The 11,227-nt window shown below is 68.3% G+C and carries 11 protein-coding genes and 1 pseudogene; 6 read left to right on the top strand and 6 right to left on the bottom strand.

Features of this window, described 5'->3' with window-relative positions; translation table 11 throughout:
- Positions 1–477 (bottom strand): annotated as a pseudogene (locus tag WA944_RS20105) (ATP-dependent DNA ligase); the annotation flags it as partial.
- 115 nt (positions 478–592) lie between these two features.
- Positions 593–2,143 (bottom strand): molybdopterin-dependent oxidoreductase, encoded by a 1,551-nt coding sequence (locus WA944_RS20100; protein ID WP_526370625.1) that lies wholly within the window; start codon positions 2,141–2,143, stop codon positions 593–595.
- 108 nt (positions 2,144–2,251) lie between these two features.
- Between WA944_RS20100 and WA944_RS20095 the strand changes: the two genes are divergently transcribed.
- From WA944_RS20095 to WA944_RS20085, 3 genes are all read left to right on the top strand, one after another.
- On the top strand, positions 2,252–3,019 hold the full coding sequence (locus WA944_RS20095) for an SDR family NAD(P)-dependent oxidoreductase (protein ID WP_526370627.1): 768 nt from the start codon (positions 2,252–2,254) through the stop codon (positions 3,017–3,019).
- 67 nt (positions 3,020–3,086) lie between these two features.
- A complete protein-coding gene (locus WA944_RS20090; protein ID WP_526370629.1) occupies positions 3,087–4,139 on the top strand; it encodes a phosphotransferase family protein in 1,053 nt (350 codons plus the stop codon).
- 174 nt (positions 4,140–4,313) lie between these two features.
- On the top strand, positions 4,314–4,814 hold the full coding sequence (locus tag WA944_RS20085; protein WP_526370631.1) for a homocitrate synthase: 501 nt from the start codon (positions 4,314–4,316) through the stop codon (positions 4,812–4,814).
- Between the two features lie 136 nt (positions 4,815–4,950).
- Here the strand turns inward: WA944_RS20085 and WA944_RS20080 are convergent, their stop codons facing one another.
- The gene (locus tag WA944_RS20080; protein ID WP_526370633.1) at positions 4,951–6,432 is read right to left on the bottom strand and encodes a cytochrome P450; all 1,482 of its coding nucleotides are present in this window, start codon (positions 6,430–6,432) and stop codon (positions 4,951–4,953) included.
- Between the two features lie 116 nt (positions 6,433–6,548).
- On the opposite strand from WA944_RS20080, the gene WA944_RS20075 reads away from it, so the two are divergent.
- Positions 6,549–7,193 (top strand): TetR/AcrR family transcriptional regulator, encoded by a 645-nt coding sequence (locus WA944_RS20075; RefSeq protein ID WP_526370635.1) that lies wholly within the window; start codon positions 6,549–6,551, stop codon positions 7,191–7,193.
- A gap of 43 nt (positions 7,194–7,236) precedes the next feature.
- Positions 7,237–8,112 (top strand): SDR family oxidoreductase, encoded by an 876-nt coding sequence (locus WA944_RS20070; RefSeq protein WP_526370643.1) that lies wholly within the window; start codon positions 7,237–7,239, stop codon positions 8,110–8,112.
- 3 nt (positions 8,113–8,115) lie between these two features.
- Here WA944_RS20070 and WA944_RS20065 read toward each other — a convergent pair whose 3' ends face one another.
- Genes WA944_RS20065 through WA944_RS20055 form a run of 3 tightly spaced genes read right to left on the bottom strand, consistent with a single transcriptional unit; the run spans position 8,116 to position 10,935 of the window.
- Positions 8,116–9,276 carry an AAA family ATPase gene (locus WA944_RS20065; protein ID WP_526647279.1) on the bottom strand — a complete coding sequence of 387 codons (1,161 nt, stop codon included), beginning with the start codon at positions 9,274–9,276 and terminating at the stop codon, positions 8,116–8,118.
- 10 nt (positions 9,277–9,286) lie between these two features.
- Positions 9,287–10,354, bottom strand: a complete 1,068-nt coding sequence (locus WA944_RS20060) for a DNA polymerase IV (RefSeq protein ID WP_526370639.1) — start codon at positions 10,352–10,354, stop codon at positions 9,287–9,289.
- A complete protein-coding gene (locus tag WA944_RS20055) occupies positions 10,351–10,935 on the bottom strand; it encodes a TetR/AcrR family transcriptional regulator (RefSeq protein ID WP_526370645.1) in 585 nt (194 codons plus the stop codon). Before WA944_RS20055 ends, WA944_RS20060 begins: the two co-directional genes overlap by 4 nt.
- Before the next feature lie 103 nt (positions 10,936–11,038).
- Between WA944_RS20055 and WA944_RS20050 the strand changes: the two genes are divergently transcribed.
- A partial coding sequence (locus WA944_RS20050; RefSeq protein ID WP_526370641.1) for an NADPH-dependent FMN reductase occupies positions 11,039–11,227 on the top strand: 189 nt, incomplete at its 3' end.

Here is an 11,227-nt window from a genome sequence, read left to right as displayed (position 1 = left end):
GCCGAGCATCGCGGCCCGGCGCATCGCCGCCGCCGGTACGCCGGAGGCCCGGCCCACGGCGTCGGCCATCACCCCGATCAGCGCGCCTTGGCGCAGCTCCCCGGTGAGCAGACGCCGTAGGAAGAGCTGCTCGACGTCGGTGGCCGCGACGAAGAGGTCGGCGAGGAGTTCGGCACGGCGCGCTTGGGACCCTTTTCCGGACACGGCACCGATGTCGGTCAACGTGGCGTCGACCTCACCGACGCCCAGGCTCGGCTCGGCGGCCGGCTCCGGCAGCGATCGCGGTGCTGCCCAGCCGACGCCGATCTGCCGTTGCGGCAGCTCCCCGGACAACCACGACACCACGACGGTGACCAGGTGGGCGTCCTCGGCGGCTCCGGCCAGCCGCAGCAACTCGGCGAGGCGGGCGATCTTGGCCAGCCGCGCCGACGACGCACCGACGTCGGCGGACGCACGGGCGACGTCTACCAGCAGCACGCCACCAGCCTGACACGCCACACCGACAACCCGCCGGAACTGTATTCCAGCAGCGAAAATTCGAGTCGAGACCTGCTGGAATACCGTTCCGGCGATGAGGGCGAAGGGGTGGCGCTCACCGGACGGCGAAGGTGATCGAGTGCCATCCCGTCGCACCGTCGGGCACCGGATCGGCGCGTGCGGAGGTCTGCGTGTAGCCGGTGTTGTCGGTGGCGCGCACGGTGATCGTGTGGAACCCGGTCTCCTCAGCTTCCCAGTCGAAGCTCCACAACCGCCAGGTGTCATCGGAGTAGCTGGCGCCCAATTCGGCGCGCTGCCACTGTCCTTCGCCGCTCGGGCTGTCGATCTGGACTTCGACGTCGCGCACCCCGCGGTCCTGCGCCCAGGCCACACCGCCGAACGTCACCGGGCCCAGCGCCACGTCCTCGCCGGCCCGTGGCACGTCGATGCGTGACTCGGTCTTGATCGGTCCCCGCGCGGACCAGCCGAGCCGCGTCCAGTACGCCTCCGCGCGGTCGAAGCGGGTGAGCTCGAGGTCGACCAGCCACTTGGTGGCCGAGACGTAGCCGTACAGCCCGGGCACGACCAGCCGCGCCGGGTATCCGTGTTCGACAGGCAGCGGCTCGCCGTTCATCCCGACCGCCAGCAGCGCGTCGTCGGCGGTGAGCGCCTCGACCGGGGTTCCCGCGGTCCAGCCGTCGGTCGACATCGACAGCACCATGTCGGCGTCGGGCTGCACGCCTGCTTCGGCGAGGAGGTCCCGAACGCGGTAGCCGGTCCAGGCGGCAGTCGAGATGAGTTCGCCACCAACGGGGTTGGACACACACGTCAGTGTGACCACCTGCTCCACAGCCTCGAACCGTTCCAGGTCCTCGAACCGGTAAGTGACCTCGCGGTCCACCATCCCGTGGATCCGCAGCTGCCAGTCGGCCCGGCTGAGCTGGGGCACGGTCAGCGCGGTGTCGATGCGGTAGAAGTCGGCGTTGTCGGTGATGAACGACGGCAGAGCGACACCTTCGGGCTGCACCGATGGCGGCACCGAGGGAGCGGCGACGTCGACACGGGGCAGGGCGAACGCCTGACGGTCGCCCGAGACCGACGATGCCAGCCGGCTGATGACGGCGCCCGCGACACCGGACGCGGCGCCGACGCCGAGGAAACCCAACGTCACCAGGGACAGTCGCCTGCCCCTGTCGGGGGGTTCGGAGTCGTCCGAGCCCGCGGGCGCATCCCGGGTGTCCGTGAACCACCCCGAGGTCAACAGCCGCAGGACTGCCACCCCGCATACGGCGCCCACCACGGTGGGTATCACGTCGACGAACGTCGAACCGGCGCGGGAGAGCACCGCGGCGCACCCGAGCACACCGGCGGCGACGATCGCGGCACTGCCGATCGGCCTGCGGGGCCCCTCGGCGATCCCCGCAATTGCCGCGATCACCCCGATGACCACCAGCACGAGCACGCTGAGCACGAGCTTGTCGGCGGTGCCGAACGTCTGGATCGCCCATTCCTTGACGGGGCCGGGGGTCAACTCGATAACCGAGGACCCGACAGCGGTGCGAACGTCGGCTTGCGGTCCGAACGCGGCCGCGACGAGTTGGGCCACGCCGACCGACACCGCGGCCGCCGCGACGCCGCACATCGCCTTCGCGCCCAGCGTGGTCATGCCGCCAAACTACCGGCGCAGCGAACCCGAAACCCTTACCGAAAGATGTCGTCCGCTAAGTTGCTTTACAGATCTACCTCTACTTGCAACGTTGATGAAAGGAAGTACATGGAGATCGAGGGGAAGAAGGCCGTCGTCGTCGGTGGCGCATCGGGATTCGGACGTGCCACGGCAGAGGCTCTCGCCAAGCGCGGCGCGAGCGTCGCGGTGCTGGACCGTCCGCAGTCGAACGGCAGAGAAGTGGCCGACGGGATCGGTGGCGCCTTCTACGAGGTCGACATCACCGACTTCGACGGCACCGAAGCCGTGCTGGGCAGCGCTGTCGAGGGTCTCGGTGGACTGCACATCGCCGTCACCACAGCCGGTGGCGGGATCGCCGAGCGCACGGTGAAGAAGGACGGCCCGCACGGCCTGGACAGCTTCCGTAAGAGCATCGATCTCAACCTGATCGGGACGTTCAACATCAGCCGCCTGGCCGCCTGGCACATGAGCAAGAACGACCCCGTCGACGACGAGGCAGAAGAGCGCGGCGTCATCGTCAACACCGCCTCGATCGCGGCGTTCGAAGGACAGATCGGACAGTTGGCGTACACCGCGTCCAAGGCGGCGATCGCAGGCATGTGCCTGACCATGGCGCGTGATCTGGGCAGCCTGGGCATCCGCGCGTTGGCCATCGCGCCCAGCCTGTTCGCCACCGGCCTGACCGAGGGCATCCCGGACGAGTACGCCGCGGTCCTGACCAAGGACGCGGCGTTCCCGAAGCGCCTCGGCCGTCCGGAGGAGTACGCGAAGCTCGCAGTGGCGATCGTCGAGAACCCGATGCTCAACGGCCAGTGTCTGCGATTGGACGCCGGGCAGCGCTTCGCCCCCAAGTGACGGGAGCGGCGTGAGCGCAACAGAGTTGGGCCGCGCGTGTGCAGCGTGACCTGGAAGCATGGCCGGCATGCCCGTCGACATCCCACTCAGCGAAGCCGATCAGGAAGCGGTGCAGCGGTGGTTGCGTCGCACCGGGATCGGCTCGACGGTCAGCGGCGTCGAGCCCCTGACCGGCGGTTCACAGAACATCGTGGTCCGCCTCGACGTCGACGGGCAGCCGATGGTGTTGCGTCGTCCGCCGGAACACCCCCGCCCGACCAGCGACAACACCATGCGCCGGGAGATCGCGGTCCTGCAGACGCTGGCCGGGACAACGGTCCCGCATCCGGAGTTGATCGCCGGCTGTGACGACCTCGACGTGCTCGGCGTGGTTTTTTACCTCATGGAGGCCGTTGACGGGTTCAACCCGGGTACCGAGGCCGACGACGCCTACGTCCGCGACGCCGGCATGCGGCACCGGGTCGGGCTGTCCTACGCGGCCGGTCTCGCGCAGCTCGGGACGGTGCCGTGGGAGAACAGTGCGCTGGCGGCGATCAAGCGGCCGGGACCCTTCCTGGCGCGCCAGGTTCCACAGTTCATGCGGCTGCTGGAGAGCTACCGCCACGAGCGCTACGCACCGGAATCGTTTCCGTCGGTCGGAGCGCTCGCCGAGTGGCTGGAGTCCCAACGCCCGCCGGACACCGAGCCGGGCGTCATGCACGGCGACGCCCATCTGAACAACGTGCTGTTGCGGCGGGACACGCCGGAGCTGGCCGCGTTCATCGACTGGGAGATGTGCACCGTCGGCGACCCGCTTCTGGATCTCGGGTGGATGCTGGTGTGTTGGCCCGAAGGCCCCGATCCGATCAACGCCGGGTCCGAGCTTGCCGCGCTCGGCGGGTTGGCGACGCGAGCCGAGCTGCTGGAGGCCTACCTGGCTGCGGGTGGCCGGCGCACCACCCGGCTGGACTGGTACGTCGCGATGGCCTGCTTCAAGCTCGCCATCGTCATCGAAGGCACCTGGTCGCGTTACCTCGCCGGACAGGCGAGCTCGGAGGCCGGCGAGCGGCTGCACGCCTCGGCGCAGAACCTGATCGAGCTGGGGACCGCGGTGTCCAGGGGGGACAACCCGTTCGTGTGACGGCCGGAGGCAGTCGTATTCGGTTGCGTCGAGCAAGCGGCGAGGGCTAGCATCGCGGACGTGCCGAGACGACTCGTAGTAGCAACCCGCAGCGGGGTCTGATCCTGACCGACCCCTCGCTGTGGGTCGTCGCTGCTCCGTCGGTCGATTTCTCCGAAGCCAGAAGGCAGGCACATGAATGCTCGATTCGCCACTGGATACCTCGTGACGCCGCAGTGCTTCGCGGCGCATGTGGACGGTCCGATACCGCGCGCTCTGCGTGAGGAGGCCGACATGAAACCCTTCGACGAGTTCGTCGACTACTACGCACCGACCACCGGCCCTCTGCGGCTGGGGCAGTGGTCCTGCACGGATGCCGTCCGGCCGTCGGGACGTCTGGGTCCGCAAGCCCGCAACTACGAGGCCACGCTGGCCCTCGGCGATCGGATCGGCACCTCGCGCGCCGCAGCGTGCGGACCCGTCGCTGCGCTGACCGAGATGCTCCACGAGCGCGGCGTGGCCCTCGAGATGACGGCGTTCCACCAGGTTCCGGCCGGTGAGAGCACTGCGACGTTGGTTCGCGGCAGCAGCGGCGGCCGGACCGAGTGGGCCGTGGGGTGGTCCCCCGATCCCATCGAATCCTCGCTGCGCGCGGTCATCGCCTGCGCGAACCGGCTCTTGGCCGCGGCGGGTTAGCCAGGTCCTTAGCTGCGTCGTGACCCGCTCAGCGCCCACGCGCCGAACGTGACCGCCGCCGCGGGCACGCCGACCATCGCCGCACGCGACAGCAGGCCCGTGCGCGCGACCCGGGCGCCTCGCCTGCGCGCGCCGGTCATCGCAGTGGGCGCAGCACGATGGGCATGCCGTCCTTGGGCACCGGCATGCCGCCGTAGTCCCATTCGGTCGTGTAGCCGGGCCGGGGGAGTTCGAGCCGGTATTTGCGCAGCAGCCGGTGCAGGATGGTCTTCACCTCGAGCTGTCCGAACGTCATACCGATGCACTTGTGCGCTCCGCCACCGAACGGACTGAACGCGTAGCGATGCTTCTTGTGCTCGTTGCGCGGTTCGGCGAACCGCTCGGGGTCGAACTTCATGGGTTCGGGGTAGAGCTCTTCGAGCCGGTGGTTCATCCCCGGGTACGCGATGACGTTGGTGCCCTTGGGCAGGTAGTAGCCCAGGAGTTCGGTGTCGCGCACCGTCTGGCGCATGGCCCACTGCACCGGGGTCACCAGACGGATCGACTCGTTCATCACCAGGTCGAGGGATTCCAGCTTCTCCAGAGACTCGATGTCCACCGGACCGTCACCGAGGCGGTCGGATTCGTCACGGCACCGTTGCTGCCATTCGGGATTGCTGGCCAGGTGGTAGATCATGGTCGTGGCGGTCGAGGTCGACGTGTCGTGCGCGGCCATCATCAGGAAGATCATGTGGTTGACGATGTCGGCGTCGGAGAACTTGTTGCCGTCCTCGTCCTCGGTCTGGCACAGCACCGTCAACAGGTCGGACCCCTCTTTGCCCCGACGTTCCGCCACCCGGGCTTCGAAGTAGTTCTCCAGGAGCTTGCGAGCCTGCATGCCCCGCCACCACGTGAACGGCGGCACAGGCGTCCGGATCACCGCATTACCGGCGCGGGTGGTCGTGGTGAATGCCTTGTTCACCTTGGTGACCAGTTCGTGGTCGGAGCCGGGCTCGTGGCCCATGAACACCATCGACGCGATGTCGAGGGTGAGTTCCTTCATCGCCGGATACATCAGGAACCGTGCGTCGTCGGCCACCCAGTCGTTGGCGATGACCTTCGAGACCACCTTGTCGACCTGCTCGGTGTAGCCGACGAGCCGGGTCCGGACGAACGCCTCCTGCATGATCCTGCGGTGGAACATGTGTTCCTCGAAGTCGAGCAGCATCAGACCGCGGTGGAAGAACGGCCCGATCACCGGCACCCAGCCCTGCTGGGAGAAGTCCTTGTTCCGGTTGGAGTAGATGGCCTGGGCGGCGTCGGGGCCGAGCGCAGCCACCGACGGCAGTGCGGGGGAGTCGACGAAGAACAGCGGCCCGTGCTTGCGGTAGACGTGCAGCGAGTAGTCGGGACCGCCGCGGAACATCTCGATCATGTGGCCGATGACCGGCAGCCCCCCGTCGCCCATGATGGGCTTGAGATCGCTGCCCGCCGGGGGCATCGCCATCGGTTTCTGCGGGAATTCGGTGCGCAGCAGCCTGCGCTCCACTGCTCCCAGGCCCGGGAAGTTGGTGATCGAGGGGGTGAGCCGCCGTCGTGCCTGGTCGCGAAGGTATTTGGGGGTGCTGATCGTCGCCATCAAATGCTCCTGAAAGGACAAGCTGTGGTGGATGTCACCTTGGTCCTATCCTGGTGGGCGAACTTGACGCATGTCAAGTTTGAGGGGAGCGAGTCGCGATGCGAAGGTTTACTGCCATGACCGCCGAACCATCACCGCCTCCGGAGGACCGGCGCAGCCGCGGCGACCGGCAACGCGACGCGATCGTCGCCGCGGTCCGTGAACTGCTCCAGGAACGCGCGTTCGCCGACCTGTCGGTCAGCACCATCAGCGAGCGTGCCGGGGTGGCCCGCTCCGGCTTCTACTTCTACTTCGACTCCAAGTACGCAGTGCTCGCCGTCATCGTGGCCGAAGCCATGGCCGAACTCGACCAGCTCACCCACGACTTCGCGCCGCGCGAGCCCGACGAGTCCCCGTCGGAGTTCGCCAAGCGGATGGTCGGTTATGCCGCGATCGTGTTCTCCACGCACGACCCGATCATGGGGGCGTGCAACCTGGCCCGCAGCACCGACGCGCAGATCCGCGAGATCATGGACGACTTCCAGGACACCGTGGTCGATAAGATCGTCGGGCTGGTCAAGCAGGACTCGGGAGCACGACCGGTGTCAGACGACATCACCGCGCTGGTACGGACGTTGACCGCGGTGACCTCGATGACGCTGGCGCACGACAGTGCGTTCGTGGGCCGCGACCAGGATCCGGTAGCCGCCGTCGAGATCGTCGAGCGGCTGTGGCTGAGCGCACTGTGGGGCGGCGCCGATGCCGCCCCCCGGCGCAACTGAGCACCGGCCACGCCCCGGTACTGTCACCGTCATGGCGCAACGGATGGAGTCGGACTACGGGTTCGGTGCACGGTTCCGGGGCAAGCGGTGTTTCCTCACCGGCGCCGCCAGCGGGATCGGGCGCGCGACCGCGTTGAAGCTGGCTGCCGCCGGCGCCGAGCTCTATCTGACCGATCGCGACGCCGACGGGCTCGAGGCGACCGTCGCCGACGCCCGCGCGTTGGGCGGTGTCGTCGCCGCGCACCGGGTTCTCGATGTCTCCGATCACGACGAGGTCGCCGCGTTCGCCGCCGACATCCACGCCGACCACCCGGCGATGGACGTGGTGATGAACATCGCCGGGATCTCGGCGTGGGGCACGGTGGACAAGCTCACCCACCAGGATTGGAAGTCGCTGATCGACATCAACCTGATGGGGCCGATCCACGTAATCGAGGCGTTCATGCCGCCGATGATCCAGGCCAGGAATGGCGGCCATCTGGTCAACGTGTCGTCAGCCGCCGGGATCGTGGCCCTGCCATGGCACGCGGCGTACAGCGCGAGCAAGTACGGACTGCGGGGCCTGTCCGAGGTGCTGCGCTTCGATCTCGCCCGGCACCGCATCGGGGTGTCGGTGGTGGTGCCGGGTGCGGTGAAAACACCGTTGGTGAACACCGTTCACATCGCCGGTGTGGACCGCGACGATCCCAACGTCCGCAAGTGGACGAACCGGTTCGCCGGCCACGCAGTGTCACCGGAGTTCGCCGCCGAGAAGATCCTGCGGGGGGTCGCGAAGAACCGGTATCTGATCTACACCTCGCAGGACATCCGCGCGCTGTACCTGTTCAAGCGCACGATGTGGCTGCCCTACAGCATCTCGATGAAGCAGGTGAACGTGCTGTTCACCCGGGCCCTGCGCCCGAGTGCCAAGCGGCGCTGAGGTTCACCGCTTTCCCCAGTCCCAGGCGGGGGTGGTCAGCAGCTCCTGGCCGGCCACCTTGGTCTCGCCCCAGTCCTTGAACAGTTCGATCTCGCAGGCGTCGTCGTCACTGCCCAGGGGCGCGGCACCGAGGCACTGCCGCAGCGTCTGCGAATGGGTGACCACGACCACCTGGGTGCGTTTCGCAGCCTGGCCGATCAGGTCTGCCAGTGGCCGGACGAGGTCGGGGTGCAGCGAGGTCTCGGGTTCGTTGAGCACCATCAGCGACGGTGGCTGGGGGCTCAGCAGAGCCGCGGCCCACAGCAGGAAACGCAAAGTGCCGTCGGATATCTCGGCGCTGCGCAGCGGACGCAGCATGCCGCGCTGATGCAACTGCAGGTCGAACAGCCCGTCGGTGGCGGACACCGTGACCGATGCGCCGTCGAAGGCGGCAGCCACCGCGCGGGGCAGGTCATCTGTGCCGGTCTCGAGGATGGTCTGCACCGCCGCGGCCAGGTCGGCGCCGTCGTCGGCCAGGACCGGGGTCCTGGTCCCGACCTGAGGCCGGCGGGACGGCGCCGCGCTGTCGGCGCGGAAGCCGTCATAGAACCGCCAGTCTCGCAGTCGCTCACGCACCACGACCAGTTCGGGCACCGCGCCGGCCCAGTCGGCGAGCACGCTGCGATGTGCGGGCAGGTTGCGGCTGAGCTCGTCGAATCCGGAGTCGCCCGCGACCTCGACGAAACCGCGTACCCGGCGCACCAGCGTCGCGCTCGGACGGGCGACCGGACCGGCGAAGACCAACTCGCGTTTCACCTCGGGGTCGCGTGCGAACGCCGTACCCCCGTCCTGCGGCAGCCCCAGATCGATCAGATACCCGAAATCATCTGCAGCGTAACCCAATTCGATCGAGATGGACCTGGTGCGGAGGCCGCCCTGTGCGACGCCGGTGCGGCGGGCGCCGCCGAGGTTCTCCGGGCCGGCCCACAGTGCCGAGCCGACCCCGCCCTCTCGGGCGAACGAGGCGATGACCTCGCCGCGGCCGCAGTCTGCCAGCAGCCGAAGTGCGCGGTACAGCGACGATTTGCCGGTGCCGTTCGCCCCGGTGACGACGGTGAGACGGCGCAACGGCACCACGAGCTCCCGCAGCGAGCGGTATCCGCGGATGGCAACGGCCTCGAGCATGCCGTCGACGTTAGCGGGCAGTGCCGACAGCCGACTCGTCGGTCATCGCGAGTTCCAGCCGCACTCCGAACAGCCGGACCGGACGGTCCAGTTCGAAGTGCCCGAGGACGTCCAGCGCGGTGGCGACGATGATCTCGGCATCCGTGGTCGGCGACGGGAGCTTGCGGATCTTGGTGCGGGTGAAGAACGTGTTGGTGCGTACCGTCACCGCCACCCGGGTGGCCACCCGCTGTTGCTCGACGATCTCGGCCAGTGTCCGCTGCGCGAGTTCGACGACCGCCGCGTCCATCGCACTCCGGTCGGTGAGGTCCTGGGCGAAGGTGACCACATGGCTGCGCGACCGGGGCACCCACGGCGCCGCGCTGACCGTGGTGTCACCGCCGCCTTTGGCCAACAACAGGAGCCACAGTCCGGTGCTGGGGCCGAACGCGGTCGTCAGCACCGCAGGATCGGTTGCCGCCAGGTCGGCAACCGTCGTGATGCCCATCGCGGCGAGCTTTTTCGTGGTCTTGGGCCCGACGCCCCACAACGCGTCGACGCTACGGTCGCCCATCGTCGACATCCAGTTGTCGTCGGTGAGCGCGTACACACCCGCCGGTTTGCCGAACCCGGTCGCGACCTTGGCCCGTTGCTTGTTGTCACTGATCCCGACGGAGGACGACAGGCCCGTCTCGGTGGTGATGACGTCCTGGATCCGTCGAGCGAGCGCCACCGGGTCCTCGACATCGGCTCCGAGGTAGGCCTCGTCCCATCCCCACACCTCGACGGGATGCCCCAGATCACGCAACAGGGCCATCACCTCGTCCGACGCCGCGTCGTAGGCAGCGGGATCCGAGGCGAGGAACGTGGCGTCGGGACACCGGCGCGCGGCGGCGCGCAGCGGCATTCCGGCGTGTACGCCGAACTCGCGGGCCTGATACGACGCGCAGGTGACGACCTTGCGGGGTTCGGTCGGGTCACCACTGCCGCCGACGATCACCGGAACGCCGACCAGTTCGGGATGGCGTCGTAGTTCCACCGAGGCCAGGAACTGGTCCAGGTCGACGTGCAGGATCCACGGGTGGTGGGCGGTGCTCATGTCCCGCAGAGCTTGCGCGCCAACGTCTCCCACGCGTCGCCGAGTTCGTGAACGGTGCGGCCCCGGTCGTTGAGTTCGTGGTGGACGTGATCCGCATCCAGCAGGGCAAGCAGTGCCGTAGCCTGGGCGTCGAGATCGCCTGTGGTGCCAGCGGATTCGAGAAGCAGCCGAACATGGCTGTGGTGCAGTGTCATCGGCGCGTTGTACCGCATCTGCGGGTCGCGGCTGACGTCGGAGAGCAGCGCGTGGTGAACGATGACGAACTTGAGCCGTTCCCGCCCGTAACTCAGCAGCCGGTCCAGCGGCGGTGCGCCGGGCCCCAGTGGCGGCGGGCCGAACAGGAAGGCCTGCTGCTGGGTCTTCTCGTCCTCGTCGAGCAGGACCACCATCAGGCCGGCGCGGCTGCCGAACCTGCGGAACAGCGTGCCCTTTCCCACACCGGCCGCCGCCGCGATGTCCTCGGTGGTGACCGCCTCGGCGCCACGCTCGTCGACCAGCCGTCGTGCGGCATCGAGGAGCAGCGCCCGATTGCGCGCGGCGTCACCCCGCTCGGGCGGGCCGGATTCACTCACCGGGAGCATCGTCAGCCGGTCGGACACACTCACCTGGCAACTCTAGCTCAGCGGAATTAACTCGGACCGCAGTCCGGTTACTGTGGGGGGCACCCGAGCGACGGAGGACAAAATGTCGGACAGCAAGGTATTGGTTCTGGTGGGCAGCCTGCGTGGTGCCTCGGTCAACCGTCAGGTCGCCGAGTTGGCGATCGAATCTGCCCCGGCCGGAGTCACGCTCGAGTTGTTCGACCGACTGGGCGAACTGCCCTTCTACAACGAGGACATCGACAACTCCGACGGGGACGGCGGTGTCGCGGAA

The sequence above is a fragment of the Mycobacterium sp. genome, from assembly GCF_049683355.1.
Taxonomy (GTDB): Bacteria; Actinomycetota; Actinomycetes; order Mycobacteriales; family Mycobacteriaceae; genus Mycobacterium.
The sequence above is the reverse complement of the archived record's forward strand: the minus strand, read 5'-3'. Positions and strand labels throughout refer to the sequence as shown.